Origin of the sequence: Flavobacterium caseinilyticum (assembly GCF_004349085.1) — a bacterium.
Classification (GTDB): domain Bacteria; phylum Bacteroidota; class Bacteroidia; order Flavobacteriales; family Flavobacteriaceae; genus Flavobacterium; species Flavobacterium caseinilyticum.
The window spans coordinates 196,734-221,471 of sequence record NZ_SMFM01000004.1; the positions used below are offsets into that span (position 1 = coordinate 196,734).

Annotated in this window: 24 protein-coding genes, 1 tRNA gene and 1 pseudogene; 12 read left to right on the plus strand and 14 right to left on the minus strand. The window is 35.2% G+C overall.

Going from position 1 to position 24,738, the window contains the following annotated elements; genetic code table 11:
- The first annotated feature begins 3 nt into the window (after nt 1-3).
- The 6 genes from E0F89_RS10640 (at nt 4) to E0F89_RS10665 (ending at nt 3,023) form a co-directional block, all read left to right on the plus strand.
- Nucleotides 4-414: a 6-pyruvoyl trahydropterin synthase family protein gene (locus tag E0F89_RS10640; RefSeq protein WP_131909757.1), complete on the plus strand. Its 411-nt coding sequence runs from the start codon at nt 4-6 to the stop codon at nt 412-414.
- On the plus strand, nt 411-869 hold the full coding sequence (locus E0F89_RS10645) for a peroxiredoxin (RefSeq protein WP_131909758.1): 459 nt from the start codon (nt 411-413) through the stop codon (nt 867-869). The genes E0F89_RS10640 and E0F89_RS10645 overlap by 4 nt, the downstream gene beginning before the upstream one ends.
- Nucleotides 870-979: 110 nt before the next feature.
- Nucleotides 980-1,942 (plus strand): type I phosphomannose isomerase catalytic subunit, encoded by a 963-nt coding sequence (locus tag E0F89_RS10650; RefSeq protein ID WP_131909759.1) that lies wholly within the window; start codon nt 980-982, stop codon nt 1,940-1,942.
- A gap of 68 nt (nt 1,943-2,010) precedes the next feature.
- Nucleotides 2,011-2,277, plus strand: coding sequence for a hypothetical protein (locus E0F89_RS10655; RefSeq protein WP_131909760.1), 267 nt, complete (start codon nt 2,011-2,013; stop codon nt 2,275-2,277).
- Nucleotides 2,278-2,355: 78 nt separating this feature from the next.
- A tRNA-Thr gene (locus E0F89_RS10660) sits at nt 2,356-2,429 on the plus strand.
- 129 nt (nt 2,430-2,558) lie between these two features.
- A complete protein-coding gene (locus E0F89_RS10665; RefSeq protein ID WP_131909761.1) occupies nt 2,559-3,023 on the plus strand; it encodes a hypothetical protein in 465 nt (154 codons plus the stop codon).
- Between the two features lie 358 nt (nt 3,024-3,381).
- Here the strand turns inward: E0F89_RS10665 and E0F89_RS10670 are convergent, their stop codons facing one another.
- From E0F89_RS10670 to E0F89_RS10715, 10 genes are all read right to left on the minus strand, one after another.
- On the minus strand, nt 3,382-4,092 hold the full coding sequence (locus E0F89_RS10670) for a DUF4369 domain-containing protein (protein ID WP_131909762.1): 711 nt from the start codon (nt 4,090-4,092) through the stop codon (nt 3,382-3,384).
- A 201-nt stretch (nt 4,093-4,293) separates the two neighbouring features.
- Complete coding sequence (locus E0F89_RS10675) at nt 4,294-6,156, minus strand: M61 family metallopeptidase (RefSeq protein WP_131909763.1); 1,863 nt, start codon at nt 6,154-6,156, stop codon at nt 4,294-4,296.
- 50 nt (nt 6,157-6,206) lie between these two features.
- Complete coding sequence (locus E0F89_RS10680) at nt 6,207-7,154, minus strand: alpha/beta hydrolase (protein ID WP_131909764.1); 948 nt, start codon at nt 7,152-7,154, stop codon at nt 6,207-6,209.
- A gap of 1 nt (nt 7,155) precedes the next feature.
- Nucleotides 7,156-7,497, minus strand: coding sequence for a hypothetical protein (locus tag E0F89_RS10685; protein ID WP_131909765.1), 342 nt, complete (start codon nt 7,495-7,497; stop codon nt 7,156-7,158).
- A 69-nt stretch (nt 7,498-7,566) separates the two neighbouring features.
- Entirely contained in the window at nt 7,567-7,845 is a 279-nt protein-coding gene (locus E0F89_RS10690) for a DUF2805 domain-containing protein (protein WP_131909766.1), read from the minus strand.
- Nucleotides 7,846-7,964: 119 nt separating this feature from the next.
- Nucleotides 7,965-8,792: a sterol desaturase family protein gene (locus tag E0F89_RS10695; protein ID WP_131909767.1), complete on the minus strand. Its 828-nt coding sequence runs from the start codon at nt 8,790-8,792 to the stop codon at nt 7,965-7,967.
- 286 nt (nt 8,793-9,078) lie between these two features.
- Nucleotides 9,079-9,687 (minus strand): alpha-ketoglutarate-dependent dioxygenase AlkB family protein, encoded by a 609-nt coding sequence (locus E0F89_RS10700; protein ID WP_131909768.1) that lies wholly within the window; start codon nt 9,685-9,687, stop codon nt 9,079-9,081.
- Nucleotides 9,688-9,691: 4 nt separating this feature from the next.
- The gene (locus E0F89_RS10705; RefSeq protein WP_131909769.1) at nt 9,692-10,045 is read right to left on the minus strand and encodes a DoxX family protein; all 354 of its coding nucleotides are present in this window, start codon (nt 10,043-10,045) and stop codon (nt 9,692-9,694) included.
- Nucleotides 10,046-10,270: 225 nt separating this feature from the next.
- On the minus strand, nt 10,271-11,167 hold the full coding sequence (locus E0F89_RS10710) for a DMT family transporter (RefSeq protein WP_131909770.1): 897 nt from the start codon (nt 11,165-11,167) through the stop codon (nt 10,271-10,273).
- A gap of 358 nt (nt 11,168-11,525) precedes the next feature.
- Complete coding sequence (locus tag E0F89_RS10715; RefSeq protein ID WP_131909771.1) at nt 11,526-11,927, minus strand: DUF2721 domain-containing protein; 402 nt, start codon at nt 11,925-11,927, stop codon at nt 11,526-11,528.
- 170 nt (nt 11,928-12,097) lie between these two features.
- Between E0F89_RS10715 and E0F89_RS10720 the strand changes: the two genes are divergently transcribed.
- Both E0F89_RS10720 and E0F89_RS10725 read left to right on the plus strand, forming a co-directional pair.
- Complete coding sequence (locus E0F89_RS10720) at nt 12,098-14,203, plus strand: TonB-dependent receptor domain-containing protein (RefSeq protein WP_131909772.1); 2,106 nt, start codon at nt 12,098-12,100, stop codon at nt 14,201-14,203.
- A gap of 250 nt (nt 14,204-14,453) precedes the next feature.
- Complete coding sequence (locus E0F89_RS10725) at nt 14,454-15,980, plus strand: DUF2254 family protein (RefSeq protein ID WP_131909773.1); 1,527 nt, start codon at nt 14,454-14,456, stop codon at nt 15,978-15,980.
- A gap of 217 nt (nt 15,981-16,197) precedes the next feature.
- Here E0F89_RS10725 and E0F89_RS10730 read toward each other — a convergent pair whose 3' ends face one another.
- A complete protein-coding gene (locus E0F89_RS10730; RefSeq protein ID WP_131909774.1) occupies nt 16,198-17,115 on the minus strand; it encodes a LysR family transcriptional regulator in 918 nt (305 codons plus the stop codon).
- 250 nt (nt 17,116-17,365) lie between these two features.
- Here E0F89_RS10730 and E0F89_RS10735 point away from each other — a divergent pair, with 250 nt between their 5' ends.
- Genes E0F89_RS10735 through E0F89_RS10750 form a run of 4 tightly spaced genes read left to right on the plus strand, consistent with a single transcriptional unit; the run spans nt 17,366 to nt 20,456 of the window.
- Nucleotides 17,366-17,668 carry a hypothetical protein gene (locus tag E0F89_RS10735; protein ID WP_131909775.1) on the plus strand — a complete coding sequence of 101 codons (303 nt, stop codon included), beginning with the start codon at nt 17,366-17,368 and terminating at the stop codon, nt 17,666-17,668.
- Nucleotides 17,661-18,497: a DUF6671 family protein gene (locus E0F89_RS10740; RefSeq protein ID WP_131909776.1), complete on the plus strand. Its 837-nt coding sequence runs from the start codon at nt 17,661-17,663 to the stop codon at nt 18,495-18,497. Before E0F89_RS10735 ends, E0F89_RS10740 begins: the two co-directional genes overlap by 8 nt.
- Nucleotides 18,498-18,500: 3 nt before the next feature.
- On the plus strand, nt 18,501-19,460 hold the full coding sequence (locus E0F89_RS10745; protein ID WP_131909777.1) for an L-threonylcarbamoyladenylate synthase: 960 nt from the start codon (nt 18,501-18,503) through the stop codon (nt 19,458-19,460).
- Nucleotides 19,461-19,490: 30 nt separating this feature from the next.
- On the plus strand, nt 19,491-20,456 hold the full coding sequence (locus tag E0F89_RS10750) for a sodium-dependent bicarbonate transport family permease (protein ID WP_131909778.1): 966 nt from the start codon (nt 19,491-19,493) through the stop codon (nt 20,454-20,456).
- 366 nt (nt 20,457-20,822) lie between these two features.
- Here E0F89_RS10750 and E0F89_RS10755 read toward each other — a convergent pair.
- The 3 genes and pseudogenes from E0F89_RS10755 to htpG form a co-directional block, all read right to left on the minus strand.
- A pseudogene (locus E0F89_RS10755) lies at nt 20,823-21,377 on the minus strand (REP-associated tyrosine transposase).
- 385 nt (nt 21,378-21,762) lie between these two features.
- On the minus strand, nt 21,763-22,392 hold the full coding sequence (locus E0F89_RS10760) for an FEKKY domain-containing protein (RefSeq protein WP_131909779.1): 630 nt from the start codon (nt 22,390-22,392) through the stop codon (nt 21,763-21,765).
- A 411-nt stretch (nt 22,393-22,803) separates the two neighbouring features.
- On the minus strand, nt 22,804-24,705 hold the full coding sequence (gene htpG, locus E0F89_RS10765; RefSeq protein ID WP_131909780.1) for a molecular chaperone HtpG: 1,902 nt from the start codon (nt 24,703-24,705) through the stop codon (nt 22,804-22,806).
- Nucleotides 24,706-24,738 lie beyond the last annotated feature (33 nt).

Consider the following 24,738-nt stretch of genomic DNA (forward strand, 5'->3'; position numbering starts at 1 on the left):
CTGATGAAAGTTACTATTTCAAGAAAAGCCCATTTTAATGCGGCGCACAGATTATATCGAAAAGAATGGTCAATGGAGCAAAATGATGCCATTTTTGGGAAGTGCAATAATCCGAATTTTCACGGACATAATTATGATTTGACCGTAAGTGTTACCGGTGAGATTGATCCCGAAACAGGGTATGTTATGGATGTGAAATTTTTAAGCGATATTATCAAAGAGGATGTTGAGAACCAGTTTGATCACAAAAACCTGAATCTGGATGTTCCGGAATTTCAGGATTTGAACCCAACTGCCGAAAATATTGTGGTAGTCATTTGGAATAAAATCAGAAAAAGAATTAAGCCCGAATTTGAATTGGAAGTGGTGCTGTATGAAACCCCTCGAAATTTTGTAACCTATAAAGGAGAATGAAGGAACTAAAAGTAGGGGATACAATTCCCCATTTTATCGCAAAAGACACGAATGGAAATGATTTTGACAGTGCAACTGTCGTGGGACACAAACCGCTTGTAATTTATTTTTATCCAAAAGACAATACGCCGGGTTGTACCGCACAAGCCTGCAGCTTTAGGGATCAGTATGAAGATTTTAAGGATTTGGGAGCTGAGGTGATAGGAATCAGCAGCGACAATCTTGCTTCGCATCAGCAATTTGCCAAAAGATATCAGCTGCCTTTTATTCTTCTGACAGATCCTGATAAGAAAATCAGAAAACTTTTTGGTGTTCCCACCGGAATGTTTGGGTTACTGCCGGGAAGAGTGACTTACGTAACCGACAGAAATGGGGTGGTACAGATGGTTTTTGACAGTATGCTGGCAACAAAGCATATTCCTAAAGCTCTTGCAGCACTCAAGAAATTCGTGTAAAAGAAAAAAATGAGGTCATCTTTCTAATTTAAATTCCATTTATTGTTTGATCAGATAGGTGCAGTCGCACAGGCTTTTATAAACGTAAAATTTTAAAAATATACGCTAGCATGAAATTTTATCCTGTACAGTTTGAACCCATTTTTAAACAGAGGATCTGGGGTGGTGAAAAACTAAAAACACTGCTTCACAAGCCTATTACTTCAAACAGCACTGGCGAAAGCTGGGAGTTGTCTGCGGTTGAAGGCGATGTAAGCGTTGTGTCGCGCGGTGAGTGGAAAGGGAAGTCACTGACTGCTTTGATTGATCAATGGCCAAATGAGATTCTGGGAACAGCGGTTCATGACCGCTTTGGAAAGCAATTTCCATTGCTTTTCAAATATCTGGATGCCCGCGAAGATCTCTCGATACAGGTTCATCCTAATGATGCATTGGCAAAAAAACGACATCATTCTTTTGGAAAAACGGAAATGTGGTATGTCGTGCAAGCTGATCGTGATGCCAGAATTATTGTAGGTTTCAAAGAAGATTCGAATGCTACGCACTATTTAGAAAATCTGAAAAACAAAACGTTACTTTCTATTCTTGATACTGTAAAAGTTAAATCAGGTGATGCTTTCTTTTTAGAGACGGGCACGGTACACGCTATTGGCGCCGGATTAGTGGTTGCCGAGATTCAGCAAACTTCAGACATTACTTATCGTATCTATGATTTTGACAGAGTAGATGCACATGGAAAGACCAGGGAACTTCATGTCGATTTGGCTTTGGACGCGATTAATTATAATAAGGTAGAAACCAAGAAAGAATACACGAAGAATACAAACGAATCAAATGTCATTGTTGACTGTCCTTATTTTACGACTAACATTATTCCGTTAGACGGAGCAATTTCGATTTCTAAATCCGGAGAAAGCTTTACGGTTTATATGTGTGTTGAGGGATCTTTCGAAATAGAATGCAACGATTCAAAGTTGCACTATATAAAAGGTGACACTGTTTTGATTCCTGCCGCGATGAATTCATTCATTCTCAATGGAAAAGCTTCAATTTTAGAAATTTACATTTCATAGTCGGTAATAGAAAGATTATGTGTACTTTTGCAGACGCAAATTAAAATTCAAATTTTAAAAAAATAAAAATGGCAAACGTTAAAAATTTAAAAAAAGACATCAACTACGTTTTAGGAGATATTATTGAAGCAGTTTACTTGTTCGAAATTTCTACTACAGGAAAACCAACAACAGAAACGAATGCTTTAATTGACGAAGCTATCGCTGCTTTTGACACTTTGATCACTAAAGTGAACGCTAAAAAGGTAGAAGATAAAAAAGCACACTTCAAACAAATCAATGTTGAATTGGAACAAACTGCTAATCAATTGATTGCTAAAATCAACGAATTGTAGTCAAAAAAAACGCAAAAAAAGTTTGAATTTGTTTTGGAAAATAGAAATTCAGACTTATATTTGCACCCGTAATGAGTCGCCAGCGTAGCTCAGTTGGCTAGAGCAGCTGATTTGTAATCAGCAGGTCGTGGGTTCGAGTCCCTCCGCCGGCTCTTTAATTAGACCATCCCGTCATAAGCGGGATGGTTTTTTGTTTTTGGTGGAACCAACAATTAAACTCTGTTTTAAACCTTCGTCATAATTTTTTGGTTAAATTTGAAATCTAACCAAACAATCACCTTATGGAAGAACAGTCAACTATCGAAAATTTTGAAATGCAATTGCATCAAACGGCGAGCGAATTTTTAAAAGAAACCGCAAAATGGGCCTACTTTTTATCAATTCTCGGTTATGTAGGAATAGGTTTTATTATTTTTGCAGCTTTATTTGCCAGCACATTATTTTCCGCTATGGGGAATATGCCGCCACCAATGGGAGCGATGGGACCTTCTTTTGGGATCGTGATGTCCGTAGTGTATCTAATCATCGCTGCACTGTACTTTTTTCCGGTGTATTACCTGAATAGATTTGCTTCCCATGCCAAAGCGGCTCTTAAAGAAAATAATTCCGAAAGACTTACTGTTTCCTTACAATATTTGAAATCGCATTACAAGTTCATCGGAATAATGACATTGGTTGTTTTCTCGATGTATTTTCTAATGTTTGTAGGAATGATAATTTCACGGGCAACTTTTGGCACTATATAAAAGGCCGCAATCAGGATTTGTGTTTCAAAAACGATTATTGTAAAACCGCCGGGTGTAATTAGTTTTAACGATCATTTTTACATCATAATGAGTGGTTTTGTCTTGAAGTCTCTGGAAGAAAATCATATGGGATGCAATAAAAATTTCATTAAGAACGATCCTCCATATACTTTTTGACCTGCTTTGCTGCACGAAAGACTGAAGTACCGAAACAACTGCCGTTTTTAATAATTACAGCCAGCAGCATATTATTATTAAACAAAAAAACCATCTGTTGCAGTAACAAGATGGTTTTGGTTTTTACTTCTAGGTAGTCGTTTAAAAGGACTATCTAATGTATCGGATTCTGATTTTAGTTTTATTTCTCATTTTTTATTGATGCAATATATTTGGTCAATTTTTTTCCATAAAGTGATTTTGCTACTTTTGGAGACATTGCTTTCTGTATCGTATCTAAGTACTTCACGTTGATATCGTAAATCTCGGATAACGCGATGTATGGAGCTACCTCATAGTCTCTGTGGTTTAAAGCAAAGTTAGTGGCAAATAAATATTTTCGTTTGATGTTAGATTCTTGTTTGGCAGTTAAGCTGTCCATTGCTTTTGCGTTTTGACTTTTAACAGCATTGAATTTTTTCTCAATCAGTGTAAGATTTTCATCATTGAAACGCATATTTATTTTTTTGTACTCTTCAAATATTTCTTGATTTTTAGAACCTGAAATTTTGACGTCGTATAAATAGCGATCTAAACTGGTTTCGATACTTATGTTTCCCGGTTCGGCAAAGAAAGACAGATTATTGTCTAACGAATTGCTCACACCACGATCCAAGAATAAATACAGCATTTCAGGAGACTCCAGGTCAAGATTGCTTTCGAATGACGAACTCCCATCTATATTAATTGTGTCAATAGCCACTAATGCAGTGTCAACGACTCTCTGGATGTACAAAGTTCCCTTTTTTAATCCTTTGATATTTCCGGTAATGTGTACATTGCCTTTAGATTCACTCTTGTTACAAGATGCTAATAGGATAAGCGTAACGAATGCAATAATAGATTTTTTCATGTGAAGTTCAAATTTGTTTTTTGGAATAGGATTACGCCATTCTTAATAGGATTAATATTGGAACGATTGCGAATTAATTGGTGTTTCAATTTTGGCGCAAAATAAAGAAAATTGTTGGAAAGATTTTAGTTACGCATTCAAATTTTACAAAAAAATCCCAAACTATTTCTAGAATGGGATTTCTTAAAATTATTTCAGAAGTTATGCTTTAAACCAGGCTTCTTTCAACGCTTTTTTCGTTGCATCAGTTGCTCTTAGGCCTTCTTTTTCTTCATACGGAAGTTTTACTTTTCCTTTGATTACTTGTTCCTTGCCGTCACGTTTTATCTTAATTGCGACAGCATCGTTTTCTTTCCAGTTTTGACTTTCAGTAATCATATCGTAGATATTGTCTAATGAATACGGCTTGTCATTAATAGACACTATTATATCTCCTCCTTTTAAACCGAGAGTACTATAAAATACGTTTAACTCCATATTTGGTATCACGATGATTTCTTTTGTCTGTTGGTTTACGGTAATGTAAGGCATTTGCCCTTTCAGGAACACATTTCCCGGAACTTTTTCAATAGATTTGGTAACACCAACTTTGGCTAAATAAAAATCATAAGGAATTGGGGTTGCACCAGAAACATAATTAGTCAAAAATGAACCTACTTCAGGATACGTAAATTCCGTTATTTTGGCAAAAAGCTCGTTATCATTAAACGGTTTTGACACACCATATTCATTCGATAATTTTTGCATCAAATCAAGAATTCCTCTTTCACCATTACTTTTCTCTCTGATGATGATGTCCAAACACATCCCAATCAACGCTCCTTTTTCATATACATTCAAGTATTGGGCTTTGTAAGGTTCTGTCAACACATTTGCGCTCATCGTAGTGAAAGGCATCGTGTCATTCATTGCATTCGCATTTTCAATTTTTTCAGCCATACGCGTGTAAAACTCTTCTTCCGTAATTAATCCTTGATTAATCTGAAAAAGATTGGCGAAATATTCCGTCACCCCTTCATACATCCATAAATGTTCTGACATTTTTGGCGTGTTGTAATCAAAATAATGAATCTCTTTAGAATGAATCGTTAAAGGAGTTACGATATGGAAAAATTCGTGTGAAACGACATCTTTCATTGATTTAACCAATTCTGATTTGGGCATCATTTCCGGTAAAACCACTGTCGTGGCCGTAGGATGTTCCAAAGCTCCAAAACCTTTTGCATCAGTAGGCGTCATGCTTGATAAATACAACAATACAGTGTATTTTTTGGTAGCATTGATCTTTCCTAAAAACGTTTTTTGAGCAATCATCATTGTTTTCATCTCCGGAGTAATGCTTTCAGCAGTTACTTTTCCGGTTGGAGAATATACGCCAATCAGGATTTCCATACCATCTACGGTGAAAGTAGTATAGTCGGGTTTAGCATACATAACTGGATTTTCAACTAATTCAGCATAACGCATTGTTTTAAAAACATCATTGGTCGTGCTTGGATCCAAGTCAGTCATTGAAGTTGCACCCCAAAGCATTTCAGGATGTGAGACGTTAACGGTGTAAGCAAAATCTTTTTTGTCCTGAAAATAGCCTACAAAACCATGCATGTTCAGCATAAAATTTTTACCGGCGTCTATATTTGTTCCAGCAGGAGAGAAAATATCATTTTGACCAAAACCGCCGCCTTTTTCCGTATCGAAGGTGTCGTTTACCCAATAAGTGATTTTTACCAATGATTTTGCATTCTTGATGTTCCAGGTGTTGTCATCAGTTTTTGTAGTTGCAAGTAGGTTTCCCTTGCTATCAAACGCTTTGAAATCTTCTATGTATTTACCGTAATCATCTATGGAATAGGTTCCGGGAACAATTTTAGGTACGCTGTACGTCACTTGTTCGGTAATGATTTTAGGGGATGTAATAGTGACCATAACTTTATCATCTTTTACATCAATCAAATTGATCGCAACCTCTACCTGTTCTTTTGCAACAGCAGTAACAGTTGTGCCTGCAGTTTTACAGCTCCAAAGAATCGAAGCAAATGCCAGTGAATAAAGTATTCTTTTCATTTTGTTTTGTTTTTTGTTGTTAGTCTTCTCAGTTGTACAATTGTTACAGCTTAAAGTGATTTTACGAACGTTGTTATGGTGCTTGTTAATTTTGTCGCAATCGGTATTGCAGGATCAGAATAGGATTTCATGTTTTCAGTATCATCCCCGTTGATTTCTTTAAAAATATGATTCATATTTTCGATTAAGACGAGTTCAGCCTCCGGCTTTGCTTTTTTTAACAGTTCCGCTTCTGGAGTTGTTACTTGTAAATCTTTGGTACCGTTTATCAGTAACACCGGTATTTGCAATTTTGCAATTTCGATTTGCGGGTTGTATTTAATCCATGAAATCATATACGGCTGGACACTTTCTCTAAAAAGGGAGGCTAACATCGGATTTTTTAATTCGAAAGTTTTTCCGCTTTTAAGGATGTCCAGGTTATTTTGTACTTCTTCTTTAAGGAAAGGTGCCTGTTTTGCAATTTGCTCCACTAAAACGGCATCAATAGTTCTTCCGGCTCCGGCCAATGAAATGAAAGCATCCGCTTTGCCATTAGCTGCTACCATTCCGATCAACGAGCCTTCGCTGTGCCCGGCAATTATTATTTTGTTATACTTTTTTTGATTTTTAAAAAACAACAAAACGGATGTCGCATCGGTAATGAAATCATCGAAAGTTAGCGCTGCCTCATTTACAGTTCCAGTTTTCATCTGGGCAATGATTCTTTTATCATAGCTAAAAACGGCAATGTCATTTTTTGCCAATTCTTCGGATAGGTATTTTAAGGAATTATTGGTAGCGCCTTTTTGATTGCCATCTCTATCCGTAGGTCCTGAACCCGCAATGAGTATGACTAAATTTGTCTTTTTATTTTGTTTTAAAGGCGAATACAGTGAACCATTTAGCAATGAGTTGATACTAATTTCTTCTTTCTTAAAAGATGGATTTACGGTAGGTTCTTGTGAATAACAGAATACTGAAAACAATGTCAGCATCAAGAGTAGTGATTTTTTCATATTATTTAGTGTTTAATTGATACAGTACTTCTGTTGGATTTTCAACTTCGATAATCAGCTTTTTGTAATAATGATCGTAGAGTTCAACAATTATGGCATTATCGGTATTCATTACATCCCAGAAATTCCGTCCATCTTTATAAAATGTTCCTGCGGCAATTAAACCAGGAACTTCTGTACCCGGCATCCTCAAACCTTTCCAGATCGTGAATTCATCGCTGTTCTGGTAGGCTCTGATGATTTTTGCTTTTGGGATGGTAATTCTGTTTTGGAAAGCCCATAATTTATGCCAGCCTTTAATTTCGAAAATATATGAGCCGTCACCTGATGTTACTGAAACCATTATTTACATTTTAAAAGGTAGTGTTTATAAAAATAAAAAAAAACTCCTAAATATCAGGAGTTTCATTCTTTAGTCTAATTTATTTTTTATGTAATATTTACCATCCAAGTCTTCATCAAAATCATCAATCTTAACGGGTTTTGGCTTTGGTTTAACTGCAGTCGCTTTCTTTTTCCACATTTCAAATTTTTCTGCGGGCATTTTCTTCTTCATGATCTCAAGAATCTCTTTTTCTGCCAGACCAAATTCTTTTTTTATGGTTTCAAAAGGATTTTTTTCTTCTAAAGCCATTGTAACAAGTTTTTCTGTTTGCTCCCAGTTCAATTCTTTACGGTTACTCTTTTTCATCACGTGAAAATTAATTCTAATAAGTTGTTAACGATTAATAAATTACATTTCTAATTTGATACCAATATTAAGAAAAAAAATAATTAGATTTTCTCAAATGGACATTTTTTTTCTTCTTTTTAACTGTTTTCTTTTAAAGCGGCTTTTTGAAAGGGTATTTTTAATAAATTTTTTAATTCATTGTGTTCCTCAGGATTCGGGTGTGTGTCGATTCCGTAAATGATTTCTTCTTTGGGCAGCGTCATGAAAGTCCCGAAAAGTCGGTCCCAAATCGAAAATATGTTACCATAATTACTATCGGTGTAAGGCAGAACATAGTGATGGTGTACTTTGTGCATATCAGGAGACACAATGAAATAACTTAGAAAAGTATCAACCTTTTTAGGCAGAGAAATGTTCGCATGATTGAATTGCGTTGCCACAACAGATAATGTCTGGTACAGAAAAACCATCCACATCGGGCTTCCTATGATTAAAACTCCAAAAGCAGTAAATGCAAACCGAATCACACTTTCTCCGGGATGATGCCTGTTTGCTGTAGTGGTGTCAATCCAAGTATCCGTATGATGAATCAAATGGAAACGCCACAAGAATTTGGTTTTATGTTCCACTAAATGTACCAGGTAAGCACCAATTAAATCCAATAAAAGTAATCCGATCAATGCGTAAAGCCATATTGACATTTCAGGAAGCCACTGTAAAATTCCAAAATTGTTAGCAATAGTCCAATCGGCAGTTTTTAATAGAATAAAAGCCAGACAAAAGTTGACCACAATAGTCGTAAACGTCATAAAGATATTAATACCTGCATGCTGCCATTTTTTATAGGTGAAGTTAAAAAGCGGAAAAGCATTTTCAATCAGCCAAAAAAAAGTGATTCCGCCCACCAGGATTAAGCTTCGGTGTGATGATGGAATGGTAGAAAAATAAGCAATAATAGCATCCATGATTTGAGTATTTAATCCAAATCTAATAATTTTTTATGACTGTCAGCTAAACGGACCTTTATTATTTATTACTGTCAGCGACAAAGAGATGAGGAGATTAGGATGCAATGGTATCAAAAAAATATTGAAAAATACGGAATGTAGCGAACGGCGGTCGAGATTTTTATTTTTATTAAAAAGCTAAAGCTGATTGTAAAAAAGATAAAAGCCAGCATCTCATCACCTCTTACCCTCATTGTTTGAAAATTATAATGCGTTCCTTGTTAAATTCAATAGTTACAGCGGTTTATTTGATTACCCGAAAAGTAAGATTTACTCTGGCGCCAATGGGTTTTGCGGTTTTCGGGATTTGGTGTTTCCAGAAATGTTGTGTCGTTCCTTTCATAACGAGTAAACTTCCGTGTTCCAGAACGATGCTTTTTTTCTGTTCTTTGTCTAAATTATGTTTTAATTGAAACATGCGTTCGGCGCCAAAACTCAACGAAGCAATTACAGGATTTGTTCCTAATTCTTTTTCGTTATCGGCGTGCCAGCCGTTGCTGTCTTTTCCGTCGCGATATTGATTGAGTAAAACGGTTGTGAAAATGGTATCCGAAACTTTTTCGATTTCCGTTTTTAGCTTTTGCAAAAGTAAATTCCAAGGATGCGGTTGCATCGTTATGTTCGAATACGAATAGGGTTTTCCTTCATTTCCAAACAAAGCCGTCAAGCGGGGCTGCGGGTGCATTTTTCCATACACCCGAATTTCATCGTGTTGCCAAGGGATGTCTTTTATTAATTCGGCAAAAATAATATCGGCTTGCTCTTTGTCAAAAAACTGAGGATAATAGATAATATCAGAGTCCGGCAAGTCAAGAAATAGGGGTTCGGATGTGGATTCGAAAAGTGATTTCACGGGATTATGTATATTGGTAGGCCCAGAAAATCAGGAACAATTGTAAAGGCATTCGCAAAAGTAAAACCCATTTTGGCAAACCCATTCTTGCTTTTTCATCAAAATACATGTATAAATGCGTCGGGAAAATGGCGATTAATAAAGCAATAACTCCCCATGCAGCGTAGCTTGAAAGCACTGGAATGCACAATGCAATTCCCAAAATTATTTCGGCTAAACCGCTGATGTAGTTTAATAATTTTGGATTCGGGAAATAAGGCGGAATGATTTTCAGGTACAATCTCGGGTTTCTGAAATGGTTTAATCCTGCAATAAAGTAAACAAAAGCCATCACATATAAATGCCAAGGTAAATTCATAATAAAGTTATTTATCACGAATTTATAAAAATTTAAATGAATGTGCTTAATTCGGACGAAGTCTTTTTTTTGCCACTGATTTCACAGATTCACACAGATTTTTTATTTAAAATTTAAGAAATCTGTGAAAATCTTTTAATCTGTGGCTAATTTTATTTCTATGGTACTCTTTACAAATTGTTATTTAGTCTTTAATTGGTTGATTAAAAACATTTTAAATTTAAATTAAGCTTTCTTCTTAAAATTCACGTTCATTATCACAATTGCCATTATGATTAAAATAATTCCAATCCATTGGATTAGACTTACTTTTTCGCTCAAAAGAAAGTATGCCATCAGTACTGATACGGGAAGTTCCAGAGCAGAGACAATACTTCCCAGTCCGATTCCGGTAAGCGGAAAACCGGCGTTGAATAATAATGGTGGAATTATAGTACCAAAAAGTGCCAGAATAATCCCCCATTTCATGAAAATCTCAAAATTGAAAGGAGTCGTTTGTGTTGCAATTGCAAATCCAAATACGATTATCGCTCCGCCAAGTAACATGTATAAACTGCGTTGTGCTGACGAAACGTGTGTTGCTATGCGGTTAGCAGTAAACATCGTTGTGGTGAAGGAAGCCGCAGCCATAAGTCCTAAAACAATACCGCGCCAGTCTAATTCTATTTTGCTTTGAATCAGATTTGTGGCAAGCGCCGTTCCAAATAACACGATGATCACCGATATGATTTTTTGCGTCGAAGGCCTTTTCTTTTCTAAAATCATTTCGAATAAAACGCCCATCCAAACGGTTTGCATCAATAAAACGATGGCAATCGAAACGGGAATGTATTTTACGGCCAAATAATAAAAAATACTCGTCATTCCCAGTGACGTTCCTGCCAGCATTAACTGGGTAATATTTTTCCTAGATGCTTTTATAACGTCATTTCCTTTTTTAGCTTTTTGAAACATATTAATAAGCAGCATTCCCGTAATTCCGTATACGAATTGCGCGATGGTAACTTCAGGCGTAGTGAAACCTTCGCCGTAGGCTATTTTTACAAAAGTAGCCAGCATTCCATAACTTGTTGCGCCAAGACCTACCAGGAAAACCCCTTTTAATACGTTATTCTTTATCATTTTTTTCAATTTTAAAAAGCGGGCAAAGATAGGCTTTAGTTCCTAGTTATGAGCCATAATTTTGAAGTTAATATGTAAGACTTTAATTCTGATATCAATACGGTTCGGATGGAGTAGATTAACGCAGATTCTGCAGCATTTTCAGGCGGATGCTGTTTTAATTTATAGGTTGCGCGCAATGCAAGTTTTTTAAAACATAGAAACATAGTTTTATGCATTTATAAAAAGACGTTACATTTTATTGCAGTAAATCACAGGATTGTAAACACAAGAAGTAGGCTATAGCAATTTTTTTTTTCTATGTTTCTATGCGTTTTTTTTTATATTTTTCAAGTACAAAAATAATTGCACCAACGGATTATTTCACTTCTTTTTCGACTAAATCACTCAAATGCAATCGTAATGCATTTACGGAAATACTGATTTCCCAAAATGACAATCCCAATGAAATCAATAGCCCCAATAAACTCATTCCAAAAAGATAAATTCCGGCTGTTTGTTGTTCCAAAAATAATAACAGCATCGAGAAAACGGATAGAAACAGACTTAAAACACCGGCCATTTGCATATTGCGGATCAGTGTCAGCCGTAAATTAAGATTTTTGATTTCCAATAAAATCGTATCGTTTTGCTTTTCCTTATACGTTTTTTTTAAACCTCTGACGATTGTGGCAATGGTCAAAAACCGATTGGTATACGCCAATAAAATCAGCGAGGTTGCGCCAAAAAGTAAAGCAGGAGTTTCTATTTGTAAAATCATTTTCGATTTAATTTTGGAATTTTATTTTTATAAAGAGTTGCAAAGTTCGTTATTCTTTGCTGAAATTGGTCTTTTAGTCTTGTGAAATATAACAATTTCCGAAAATCAATTCGATTTTTAGTAACGTTTAGAACCTTAGTCCTACTAAAGGAGTAACACAAATAGAAACGATGAAAAAGAATTATTTATTGAGTATGTTTTTTTTAGGAGCAATATTCACACTTTCGGCTCAGGAAGAACCCAAAAAGGCTGTAGAATTGAATGAAGTTGCTATTGTAAAAACTAAAAAAGCAATTGAACAAAAAGCGGACAGAACCATATTTGATTTTTCCAGTCAGCCCAGTTTGAATTCCGGATCTGTATTAGAAGGAATAAAAAAATTGCCTGGACTTATCGCTTCAGATGTTGCCGGGATGATGTATCAAGGCAAACAGCTGGATGTTTTTATGGACGGAAGACCGCTGAATATTACCTCCAATGAACTGAATTCTTTTCTGGAAGGGATGCCTGCTAACGCCATTGAAAAAATTGAAATTATTACGCAACCAGGGGCCGAGTTTCCCGCAACTTCCGGTGGCGCAATTATGAATATCATCACGAATAAAAACGCTAAAAATTATTTAAGCGCTACGTATACCAATAGCACCAATTTTACGAGTTACGATCATTTGCGATGGAGGATCAATAATAGTTTGCTGTTGAGCGCCAAGAATAAATATTTTGGATGGCAATTGAACGTTGGACAAAATTACAGAGAATCCGCCGTGTGGACTTCATTGACTAAAAATGAAAATAATACGACTTCGATGCTTTCTACTACTGAGGCGGATCGCTTCGGACGTACTAATTTTGCAAAATCCGCACTGACGTTTGATATTGGCAACGACCGATTGTTATTTAATTATGATGTAAACTACAGCAACAATAATAGTAATACATTAGGAAATGGACCCGGTTTTAGTACCAATGATGATTCTTTTACAGATGCATTACGTCAGGATTTCGTAGTTACTTTCCAAAAAAAGTTTGAGGATAAATCTAAAAAATTAGATTTTAGATTCAATTATAACAGCAATCAAAATGATTTCACACTGAATTCCAGAACGAATAATGTTGCAATATTAGATAATGCTTCGACGCAGGAATTGTATAATGCTAAATTTGATTATTCGCAACCTATTGCATTTTCTGATGAAGGGAAAATAAGCTTTGGTGGCTTGTATGAAGCGCTTCTTTTTGAAACCCAAAACATGGAAATTGTCAATTTGGATTATCAGCGAAAAACGGCGGCAGCTTACGGGGAGTTGCAAACTAAATTTGATAAGTTCAATTTTATTGTGGGCGGTAGAGCCGAGGATTATAATATCGCCGGAAAAACCAACACCGCTGATCTAATTCCGTTTAAACAATTTCGTTTTTTTCCAAATGCAAGTGCCCAATATAATTTCAGTAATTCTGTTTATTTTAATGTCAATTATAACAAGAAAATAAGTTTGCCAAGCACATCTGCTTTAAATCCAAACAACACCAATTATCAGAATCCAAATATAGAGTATTCCGGAAACCCGAATTTGCAACCTACCATTTTTGATAATTACGAAGCAAAATTGAGTGCTTTTGATTATGCTTTTATTGGCTACAATGTAAGTTCTGCTCAAAATCAGGTTATCAACAGAGTGTTACTTACGGATGATGTCGTGGTAAATACCAATATAAACGTGCCTCAAATTAAAATTCACAACTTTAACGTGGGATTGCCAATTCCGTATATGTTGTTTACGGAAGGACTTAAGGAAACCATGAAAATGAATATTAATCCGGATAAAATGAATTTTTTATATGTGTATACCGCGTATCAGTTTCATCAAATTCCCGAAATTAATACTAATGGTTTCTGGATGTTTAATTTGATGTCTCAAATTGTGTTGCCAAAAGACATCAAGTTTGTGGCTAACTTTAATTACATCATGTCTAACGGGAATTATTTTTATTTCATTGCGGAGAAGCCTTTTAATAACACGCTTGATTTAACGTTTTCTAAAAAGTTTTTCAAAGACCAGCTGTCGGTTTCCATAAGTGCAGATGATGTCCTTAATTCCAACCGATTTGTGTTCAGTTCTGTTGGTACGCCTTTGTTATTAGCGAATAAAAACGATACGCGCCGTTTTGGTTTCAGTGTAAATTATAAAATTCCAACCAAAAACAAATTGGCAAAAGAAGATCCTAACTTATTGAATAAAGAGAAAAAAGAAGAAGAAAATATCTTGAATCAATAGCGATATTGTTTCATTTCCGGACAATTCTAAACACAAAAACCTGCAAGTTTACGCCTGCAGGTTTTTTATTGTTTAAAATTCAATCAAAACTTCTTTATACGAAAGCCATTACTACTTCTCCTTTTAATTGATTTTGACATGGTCTTGCTTAGTGTACTGTATATGCTATTTTTTAGATGATTAATAAAGCAGGCCAAATAGTTCGGTGAAGAACATTTTTAGGCTAAATTTACCTATAGAAATTAAAATTATGGTACAAAAATTAAGACAGCGGGTAAAGAGTATGGTAGAACATCAGATCAAACATATGGGTACCTTTACCAGTGGTATTTATGCGTTTATTATTGGTTCTGTTTTATTGACGATTGACTATTATGTTGATTTTGGAATGAGATTCAATATCAATGAAATGGATATTTACAATCGGCTGATTCCGGTTTCTACTATTCTAATCTCCATTCTTATTGGAATTTCACTAACTACTTTCTCTGTTGTGTTTGTTGTAATGCAATTGGCATCTTCTCAGTTTTCTCCCCGAATTTTGAGACATTTTTTATCCAATAATATTAGAATGCAACGATTTATCGGATTATTTGTAGGTACAATTTCGTTATGTATTTTGCCTCAGTTAGCATCCGTTTTTTACCAAACCTCTTTTCTTTTAACACTTTTGACGGGCTCTCTGTTTGCTTTTTATTGCCTGGTATGGTCTTATCCAAATATGATTAGCTATTTAAGTATCAACATGAATGTTTCCAGTATCACAAATGGAATTAAAGCGGAAATGGTTGAAGAGATCAATGATTTGTATCAGGAAAATTGGAGTGTTGGAAAAAATCTGCTTTACAAACGTTCCAAAATAAACCCGGATAAATTTCAAATAAAAATCGTGAGTCCTTTTGAAACAGGTTATTTGGACAGCGTGAATTATAGAAAACTGGAGAAAATAACCGAATATCTCAGTAGTTCTGATGTGGGCGTATTTTTTGAAGACGCTTATCAAAAAACAATTATAGGAGAATTTATTATGAAAAACACCACTACACTTGTGGTATTGGTTTTTAGCGAGGAACTCCAAATGAATCAGATACTTCGTTTGAAGAAAGAAGTAGCAGCGATTGTCAGCACTACTTTTAAAGTTAAGTTGTTCAGAAGCCATACGCAAGATGTGAATTTTGGTGTCAGAAAACTGGTAGATATTGCGATAAAAGCCATCTCTCCTGCGGTAAATGACCCAACAACTTGTTTAAATTGCATTGACCAGATTGGGGAAATAGCAAAAGAATTAGCCATACGAGAATTTCCTTCGACGAATTCCAGGACTTTGGGTTCCAAAAAAATACAGGTAAACGAATTTAATTTTGAAGAATTTATTGACTTTTGTTATGATCAAATTTTTCAGTGGGGAAAAGAAGATCCAACTGTTGTGAAAAGAATTATCAGATCAATCAGGGTTATTTTACCATTAGTTGAAAATCCTTTCAATTTGAAAATTTTAATCCAGCAAGTTGAGGAAATGGATTTGCTTGAGATTTATAATTTGTCGAAATACAAAAAAGGGAAACTAAAAATATCAAAGGAAAAATTAATTATTATAGAGAGGGAATTGTCTCGGTTTCGACAGAAAGCAAAATTGCAAATTAAAGCGCTGGAGCTAAAAGGAGTATTGGATCATTACGAAAGGAATCATTATTCGGATAATTCAGAAATTACAACTGCTGAAATTGAGGCGATTGATTATCTCAAGGCTTACAAAACTGTAGCCGATACTATTTAATAAATTGAAATGAATTAATGAAAATTCTAAAACAGCGAGTTGGCAACGGTAAGCCAGATTTGATGACTGTTGCTTGGTCCTGATGAGAGTACGCATTTGAATTTAGTTTTGTCACTTTAATGCAATAGTGCAAACTAGAACTAATGCTAAAGTTTTCGTTTGCACAATCATTTTGTTCAAAGTTTATGTTTATTCTTAGCTAGATTAAAGTTGTTCATTACACAAGCCAGCCAAATTTTTGCTCAATAATTCTTGTTTTTTCTTCTTCTATGAATTTTAAATACGCAGCAGCGACCGGTGAAAATTTCTTACCTTTTAGCCATATTAAATTCCAGTTGGATTGAATTGGTAATCCTTTTACAGGGATTATTTGTAAATCACGATTGTTAAGTTCATTTTTTATACCAATTATCGGCATTATCGAACATCCCAGTCCTGCCAATACTGCTTGCTTTATCGCTTCGTTTGAGGTGAGCACCATTTTTTTTGGAACAGTTAGCTGGTTATGCTCTATAAATTTTTCCATTATATATCTGGTCCCAGACCCTTGTTCACGGTAGATTATAGGTAAATTTTCTATAATTTTTTTATCCTGAATTTCTTTCCCAATTTGTTGGTCAATATTGGCTATAAGGTAAAGAGTATTTGGCATCAATTCTATTTTTTCAATTTGTAAAGTTTCCGGGAGAACAGAAACTAAGGAAAAATCGACTTCATTTTTTTCCAAATTTTTCAGTACTTTATTTTTATTCGTCACATCAAGAAGTAATTCGACCCCTTGATTTTGTTTTAGAAAATCAGATAGAAAATAGGGTATTACATATTTGCCCGTTGATACTACGGAGATCTTTAATCGTCCGGTCAATTGTCCTTTAAATGCCATTGTTTTATAATTAATGGCATGTACTTCGTTTAATATTTTTTCTGCTGCTGTGGCAATTTCTTTTCCAAAATCGGTTACGTATAATTTCCGTCCGATTACCTCTGTAAGAGGAACATCAAATTGGTCTTGAAAATTTCGTAACTGTATAGATACTGCGGGCTGGGTCAGATGCAGTTCTATTGCCGCCTTGGTGATACTTTTATTCTGGGTGATTTTTAAAAATACCTGCAGTTGGTGGAGCGTGTAGTTCATAAATAATTTTAATGCTTAACATTACAAATATAAATAAAAATTTATGGATAGCCCATTTTACCTTTGAGAAAAATAATATTATGAAAAACAAAATTTTTAGTTTGTCACTTGGAGCGATATGGCTTATCTGTGGAATCCTCCTGACTCTCCTTGAACCTAAAAACATCTTTTTTACCTTGTTTTTAGGAATCGGAATATTTTTTACGACCTATAAATTACCAAAAAAATCAAAAATTATTATAAAATAGCCATGGAAAAAGAATATCAATTTAAGCTGGTTGAAGGTCAATTCGCACCAGCAGAAGCAGGTAAAGTACTGTTTTCGTTAATCAACAATAAGATTAATTATCATAATTTAGAAAAGTTCAGCAATCAAATTCGATTTGATGAAGACAGTTCGCATTCAAAAATAAGGATTGAAACTCTATCGGAGGCTTCAGCTTATATCAAAGATTTGATCAGCGAAGCATCATCAAAAAATATAGAACTGAAAATTGAGGGTGTGATTCAAATTGTACTTTTGCCTAAAAGCAAAACAGAAGTGAATGTTTAAAAACAGGAAATTGCTGATTGCCACTAAACATCATAAAGAGCAAGTGATTGCTCCAATATTTGAAAAAGGATTAGGTGTTCACTGTTTTGTTCCCGACAATTATGATTCGGATATTTTTGGCACATTTTCAGGTGAAGTGGAGCGAAAAAACACGGCTGTTGCAACCGTCAGAGCAAAATGTTTGGCGGCAATGGAGGAATTTGACTGCGATCTGGCGATTGCCAGCGAAGGCTCTTTTGGTTCACATCCATCTATTTTTTTTGCGCAGGCCGATGATGAGTTTTTAATTTTCATCGATAAAAAAAACGATTTGGAAATTATTGCCAGAGAGCTCAGCCTGAATACTAATTTTTATGGAGAAAACATCCCTAATAAAGCAGCACTCCAAGATTTTGCAGACAAGATTCAATTTCCTGCCCACGCCATAATTTTGCGAAGCAAGCCGGATGATCTCACAACAATAGAAAAGGGGATTACCACAAAGAGTGAATTGGAAGATACTTTTCAGCAGCTTATGAACCAATATGGAAGTGTTTATGCTGAAACTGATATGCGTGCGCTTTACAATCCCACTCGTATGGATGTGATAAAAGTAGCGGCACAAAAATTATTGGAAACCATAAAAGCTGAATGTCCCAGTTGTAAAACTCCCGGTTTTAGTGTTACAGATAGTAAACAGGGCTTGCCTTGTTCCTGGTGTTCAGCGCCCACTCGTTCTACATTGAGTTTTATTTACAGTTGTAAAAAGTGTTCTTTTAGTTCCGAAAAAATGTATCCCCATCAAAAAACAACAGAAGAACCAGGATTCTGCGATTTCTGTAACCCTTAAAATATGAGTATAATCAGTAGTTCGATTGAAAAAGCTGTCGCGCTTTTAAATCAGGAGCAAATCATAGGAATTCCTACCGAAACGGTTTATGGTTTAGCAGGTAACATTTACAGTTCTAAGGCAATAGAACGTATATATGCGATGAAAAAACGGCCATTTTTTAATCCGTTAATTGTTCATATAAAATCCGCAACTGCTCTTTCTGAAATAGCGAGAGACATTCCTGAAAAAGCTGCCTTGTTAGCGGAAGCTTTCTGGCCGGGACCTTTAACTTTGGTTTTAAATAAGCAAATTGCCATTCCTGATTTGGTTACCGCTGGTAAAGATACCGTAGCGGTAAGAGTTCCAAATCACCCAGAAACCTTAGCCCTGCTTAATGAGTTAGCCTATCCTTTAGCGGCACCGAGTGCTAATCCCTTTGGCGCTATAAGTCCTACTACGGCAACACATGTCGCCGACTATTTTGAAAAGGAGTTGCCAATGGTTTTGGATGGGGGAGCCTGTCAAAGAGGAATAGAATCAACAATCATAGGATTTGAAAATGGGGAACCTATTTTATACCGACTAGGCTCTTTGTCCGTAGAGGATATTGAAGCAGTTGCAGGGTCCGTAAAAATGATTACCCATGATAATATTGCCCCAGCGGCGCCAGGCATGCTCTCGAAACATTATGCTCCATTGACTACGACTTTTTTGACAGCTGATGTAAAGAAGAAGCTGGTAACTTTTGAAGATCAAAAAATAGGAGTTCTAGTATTCCGAAATGGGATTAACGATCCAAGAATTGTACAACAAGAAATTTTATCTCCTTCAGGAAATCTAGCAGAAGCAGCTTCCCAATTATATGCTGCTTTGCATCGGTTGGATAATTCCCATCTCGACTGTATTATAGCCGAACGATTTCCAGATTTTGGTTTGGGCAAAACAATAAATGACCGGTTAAAAAGAGCTACTCAGAAATAAAATAATAATTTTTTAAAACAAAAGAAATAAATGAATTTAAGTTTATTGTTCGATAATTTAACCAATCCAGCCCTATTGTTTTTTGTGTTAGGAATTATAGCGGTCTATGTCAAAAGTGACTTAGAAATTCCTGAAAACACTTCTAAATTCATATCATTATACCTTCTTTTTTCCATCGGTTTTAAAGGCGGACAAGAATTGGCTCACAGTCATTTTACTACGGATATACTTTGGTCAATACTCTTTGGTGTGTTGATTGCTGGATTAATTCCCCTCTACACTTTTTTTATCTTAAAGAAAAAGTATAGCATTGAGAATTCCGGCGCCATAGCTGCTGCTTATGGATCTGTGAGTGCGGTTACTTTTGTAACAGCGATCTCTTTTTTAGAAATTCAAAATTACAATTTCAGCGGCCACATGGTTGCTGTAATGGCGCTGATGGAAGCTCCGGCAATTATTATAGGAGTAATTTTAATCCGATTATTTAGCAAGGAAAAAGTTCAAAAAACCAAGATGACCACAATTGTAAAGCATTCCTTTACTAATGGGAGTGTGCTGTTAATTCTGGGGAGTTTAGTGATTGGTTTTTTAGCAAGTGATCAGCAGGCATTGGGAATTAAGCCCTTTACGACAGATATTTTCAAAGGGTTTTTGGCTTTGTTTTTACTGGATATGGGGATCGTAAGCGGCCGGAAATTAAATGACTTTTTTAAAAGTGGCTGGTTCAGCGTATTTTTCGCTGTAGTTTTTCCACTTATTAATGGATGTGTTATCGCTTTTCTAAGTCAATTTATAACCTCGGATGTTGGAAACCGGTTTATTTTTGCGGTTCTCGCAGCGAGCGCTTCCTACATTGCAGTTCCGGCCGCAATGAAAATTGCCGTCCCAAAAGCGAATCCAGGTATCTTTTTGCCCATGGCCTTGGCGGTCACATTTCCTTTTAATATAACCATCGGAATGCCTATTTATTTTTCAATTGTATTGTATTATATGTAGTGAGTTGCTTTGCCACGTTTTTGTAAATAATCAATAATGGTTAATTAAATGAGATAGGCTACTTTGCTTTTTTAATCAAATAAACCTGCGAGTTTGCGCTTGCAGGTTTATTCTAATAATTTAACAATTTAAAAAACCACTAATCTTATTCGATTATCTCGAAACTTCTTTTCACGAAAGACGTTAGCGCAGTTTTGCAAACTGTGCCCATTTCAATTGGTAAACTCATTAGCACGGATCTGTAATCCATGCCCATTACAATAATCAATTAAATGTGTTTCAAGATTATTTTTTCGAAAATTCGAAATTTTGGTTTCCTTTTGCCCGTTAAGCAGTTTTTCAAACGGTGTCAAATGCAATTGGAAACTAAAATAAATCTAATAAGACCACATCTAATTCATTTTCCAATGCAGCATAATTTCTTGCACAACTGAAGTAATAATCTTCCGGCATCGTTACAATTTTTTCATTTACTGGATTATTATGTATGTAATCCATTTTTTATTTTATAAATTTATTGCTGTAAATATGTTCCGCATGATAGCCGTTTTGCCAAACTTTGTACTGCTGTTCTTGTTTTAAATTTTGACAAGTTTTTTTAAAATAATCCAACATCCATTCTCTTCTGCTTTCGGATTCTTCAATAATAGTCTAAATGATTTTTTTAGAGGTATGTTTTTTAAAATCACGCATCACAGCGGATAATATAAAACCGTTTGTTGCTTTGCAAAGCAGATGAATATGGCTGTGCATTATACAATATCCATAGATTTCTAAGCCCTTTTGAACTTGACAATAGTTTAATACTTGTATAATAATTTGTTTTTGATTTAATCGATTAAAAATATCTACCCAACCCACTGTAGTTATAGTAATAAAATAAGCATCTTCGGTTGTTGTGGCTTTATACTTTGTAGACATTTTTTGTGTTATTTGTATTGTATGCTCACTATTTTTTGCTCACTGCTGCGGGCACAGTTTGCAAAACTGCGCTAAAGATTGTGGGAAGCAAACGACTGCGGTATATTGGCGCAATCGGGATTCGTTTTTTGTATTATGTTTGCTGTTTGTTCACCATTGTGGGTACAGTTTGCAAAACTGCGCTAACGATTGTGGGAAGCAAACGACTGCGGTATATCGGCGCGATCGGGTTGTTTGCTCATTATTTTTTGCTCACTGCTGCGGCCACAGTTTGCAAAACTGCGCGAACAATTGTGGCATATCAGCGCGATTGTTGTAGATCGGCGCAAAAGCGTTGTATTTCCGACTAAGACATAGCTCGTAATTGGCGTTGTAAAACGCTTTTTTATTTTATTCCAAAAGGTTTTGTCGGTAATTCTTTCAGCCAAGCCTCTCCGTATTTTTTATTTAAATAATCTGCAATCATAATATTGTTTTCGGTAGCTCTTTTAAAAGATAAAGGGTCAATTGCACAATTTTCTTTTATAAGACCAATTCCATATTTTTCTTTGAAATCAGAAAATTCTTTAGGTATTGAGTTGTCAATTCCGTGACTAATGAAATTTAAGTTTCCTGTCGATATTCTTTTCTCAATTTGTTCATCTGTTAGATTTGTGTCTAAATTCATCGGAAACGAGAAAACTCCACTGTTCAAAGTCAATACCTTTTTTTCTACTAATCGAATTGTGATTGTGTTTTTTTTGTTTGTAATTCTCGATGGATAATAGGTGTAGGCTGTAAAATCCTCTGTTGAGAATCTGAACTGATATTTGCCTTTACTAGGTAGTGTTATTTGGAAACTTTTAGTGTCATTAATTTTAATTCTCTCATTAGTTTCGGTTATGAAAAATTCGCCAACCTTTAATTCTTTACCTGTCAAATTTTCAAAAACTACTTCTGCAATAATTTTATTTTCAGTCGCTTTAGTAATTGTGAAAGTGAATGCTAAAATCAGAGTTAATATTATTTTTTTCATTGCTATTGGTTTTATTTTTTTCATATATTCAATTTTTATTTGTTTTATACAATTCATAAATGCTTAATCACCATTTTTAGATAGTAAAACAGTTAATTATTTGATTCAAAATGTTTTGTAACTTGGATTTGCTAACGCCTTTGCCGGATTTCACTATCAAAACAAATATATAAATAATCCTTTACAAATTATTAATTATTTACTCCTTTTGTAAAATGAAATTGCAACCGTAAAATGCTGTAAATAGCCCCGATAGAAGTGAAAATCCTTTGCTGTGGCGGGAGCAAAAAGCAAAGATTGCAGCGGATAGCGGGAGGGAAGTTGTTCTGGAAAATAATCGTTCTGCTCCAAAAAAAAACCTGCAAGTTTTCGCTTGCAGGTTTAATCTAATAATCTAACGATCTAAAAATCTTATTTAATCATTTCAAAACTTCTTTTCACGAAAGCCGTTAATGCTTCTCCTTTTAATAGGTTTTGTGATAACTTCGCTAAGTCAAGTGCTTGTTTTACCAAACTCTCCTGAGCGTCTTTGTCTTTGTTGTTCAGGATGCTTGTTGCCAATTCAGAGTTAGTATTTACTACCAAATTGTACATTTCCGGCATATTTCCCATTCCAAACATTCCGCCGCCGCCTGACTGACTCATTTCTTTCATTCTACGCATAAATTCCGGTTGCGTGATGATAAATGGCGAAGCATTGCTATCTAAAGCTTCCAGTTGAACTGAATAGGTTTGTTTAGGAACAATAGCTTCTAAAACAGTTTTTAAGTTGGTTTGCTCTTCCTCAGATAATTTAGAAATGGTAGTTTCCTCTTTCTTGATTAAATTATCAATATGATCAGAATCCACACGTACAAAAGTCATGTTGCTGTTATCGCCTTCAATTTTTTGAATTAAATGCGAGATAATTGGAGAATCCAGCAATAAAACTTCATATCCTTTGTCTTTTGCTATTTCGATATACGAGTGTTGCGCCTCTTTGTTTCCAGCGTATAAAACCACTAATTTTCCGTCTTTGTCGGTTTGATTTGCGGCTAGATTTTCTTTTAATTCTTCAAGTGTGTAATATTTACCGTCAACTGTTGGATATAAAACAAATGCACCTGCTTTTTCGTAGAATTTATCTTCAGAAAGCATTCCGTACTCTAAAACGATTTTGATGTCGTTCCATTTTTGTTCAAAATCCTCACGGTTTTCAGTGAACAACGATTTTAATTTATCCGCAACTTTACGCGTGATGTAATTGGAGATTTTCTTAACCGCAGCATCGGCTTGTAATCCAGAACGAGACACGTTCAATGGAATGTCCGGTGAATCCACAACACCTTTCAGCATCATCAAAAACTCAGGAACAATTCCTTCTACATTATCCGTTACATACACTTGATTTTGGTACAATTGGATTTTGTCTTTCTGAATTTGTAAATCAGAACCTAATTTTGGGAAATACAAAATACCGGTTAAGTTGAACGGATAATCTACATTTAAATGAATGTGGAATAACGGTTCTTCAAACTGCATTGGGTACAATTCATGGTAAAAATTCTTGTAGTCTTCTGCAGATAATTCCGTTGGTTGTTTAGTCCAAGCCGGATTTGGGTTGTTGATGATGTTGTCTACTTCAACTTCTGTGAAAGTTTTGTCTTTATCTTCTTCAGCAACTTCTTCACCCTTTTTTTGCTCTATTTTTTCAGTTTTGGTTCCAAATTTAATTGGAATCGGCATGAACTTGTTGTACTTGTTCAACAGTTCTTTGATTTTGTATTCTTCCAAGAATTCCAAAGAATCTTCGGCGATATGCAAAATGATTTCTGTACCACGAGAAGTTTTGTCCGCTGGTTCTAATGTGAATTCTGGGCTTCCATCACAAGTCCAGTGTGCCGCTGGTTCATCTTTGAATGATTTAGTGATGATTTCCACTTTTTCGGCAACCATAAAAGCAGAATAGAAACCAAGACCAAAATGCCCAATAATTCCGGAATCTTTAGCCGAATCTTTGTATTTGTCCAAAAATTCTTCCGCTCCAGAAAATGCTACTTGGTTGATGTATTTTTCCACTTCATCAGCAGTCATTCCCAGTCCTTGATCGATAATGTGTAGTTTTTTGCCTTCCTTATCAATTTTTACTTCGATAATTGGGTTTCCGTATTCTACTTTGGCTTCGCCAATGCTGGTTAAATGCTTTAATTTAAGTGTTGCATCTGTTCCGTTCGAAATCAATTCACGCAAGAAAATTTCGTGGTCGCTATATAAGAATTTCTTGATTAAAGGAAAGATGTTTTCTACTGACACATTAATTTTACCTGTTGCCATATTTTGAATTTTTTAGTTAATTTTAATGGATAG

Excerpts from the sequence above, each read along its gene's own strand:
- E0F89_RS10740 (WP_131909776.1), top strand. The coding sequence starts at position 17,661 with ATGTTTAAAAACAGGAAATTGCTGATTGCCACTAAACATCATAAAGAG.
- E0F89_RS10705 (WP_131909769.1), bottom strand. The coding sequence starts at position 10,045 with ATGAATTTACCTTGGCATTTATATGTGATGGCTTTTGTTTACTTTATT.
- E0F89_RS10720 (WP_131909772.1), top strand. The coding sequence starts at position 12,098 with ATGAAAAAGAATTATTTATTGAGTATGTTTTTTTTAGGAGCAATATTC.
- E0F89_RS10685 (WP_131909765.1), bottom strand. The coding sequence starts at position 7,497 with ATGGTTTCAGTAACATCAGGTGACGGCTCATATATTTTCGAAATTAAA.
- E0F89_RS10710 (WP_131909770.1), bottom strand. The coding sequence starts at position 11,167 with ATGATAAAGAATAACGTATTAAAAGGGGTTTTCCTGGTAGGTCTTGGC.
- E0F89_RS10690 (WP_131909766.1), bottom strand. The coding sequence starts at position 7,845 with ATGAAAAAGAGTAACCGTAAAGAATTGAACTGGGAGCAAACAGAAAAA.
- E0F89_RS10735 (WP_131909775.1), top strand. The coding sequence starts at position 17,366 with ATGGAAAAAGAATATCAATTTAAGCTGGTTGAAGGTCAATTCGCACCA.
- E0F89_RS10665 (WP_131909761.1), top strand. The coding sequence starts at position 2,559 with ATGGAAGAACAGTCAACTATCGAAAATTTTGAAATGCAATTGCATCAA.
- E0F89_RS10670 (WP_131909762.1), bottom strand. The coding sequence starts at position 4,092 with ATGAAAAAATCTATTATTGCATTCGTTACGCTTATCCTATTAGCATCT.
- E0F89_RS10650 (WP_131909759.1), top strand. The coding sequence starts at position 980 with ATGAAATTTTATCCTGTACAGTTTGAACCCATTTTTAAACAGAGGATC.
- E0F89_RS10675 (WP_131909763.1), bottom strand. The coding sequence starts at position 6,156 with ATGAAAAGAATACTTTATTCACTGGCATTTGCTTCGATTCTTTGGAGC.
- E0F89_RS10640 (WP_131909757.1), top strand. The coding sequence starts at position 4 with ATGAAAGTTACTATTTCAAGAAAAGCCCATTTTAATGCGGCGCACAGA.
- E0F89_RS10680 (WP_131909764.1), bottom strand. The coding sequence starts at position 7,154 with ATGAAAAAATCACTACTCTTGATGCTGACATTGTTTTCAGTATTCTGT.
- E0F89_RS10750 (WP_131909778.1), top strand. The coding sequence starts at position 19,491 with ATGAATTTAAGTTTATTGTTCGATAATTTAACCAATCCAGCCCTATTG.
- E0F89_RS10745 (WP_131909777.1), top strand. The coding sequence starts at position 18,501 with ATGAGTATAATCAGTAGTTCGATTGAAAAAGCTGTCGCGCTTTTAAAT.
- E0F89_RS10695 (WP_131909767.1), bottom strand. The coding sequence starts at position 8,792 with ATGGATGCTATTATTGCTTATTTTTCTACCATTCCATCATCACACCGA.
- E0F89_RS10715 (WP_131909771.1), bottom strand. The coding sequence starts at position 11,927 with ATGATTTTACAAATAGAAACTCCTGCTTTACTTTTTGGCGCAACCTCG.
- E0F89_RS10655 (WP_131909760.1), top strand. The coding sequence starts at position 2,011 with ATGGCAAACGTTAAAAATTTAAAAAAAGACATCAACTACGTTTTAGGA.
- E0F89_RS10645 (WP_131909758.1), top strand. The coding sequence starts at position 411 with ATGAAGGAACTAAAAGTAGGGGATACAATTCCCCATTTTATCGCAAAA.
- htpG (WP_131909780.1), bottom strand. The coding sequence starts at position 24,705 with ATGGCAACAGGTAAAATTAATGTGTCAGTAGAAAACATCTTTCCTTTA.
- E0F89_RS10760 (WP_131909779.1), bottom strand. The coding sequence starts at position 22,392 with ATGAAAAAAATAATATTAACTCTGATTTTAGCATTCACTTTCACAATT.
- E0F89_RS10730 (WP_131909774.1), bottom strand. The coding sequence starts at position 17,115 with ATGAACTACACGCTCCACCAACTGCAGGTATTTTTAAAAATCACCCAG.
- E0F89_RS10725 (WP_131909773.1), top strand. The coding sequence starts at position 14,454 with ATGGTACAAAAATTAAGACAGCGGGTAAAGAGTATGGTAGAACATCAG.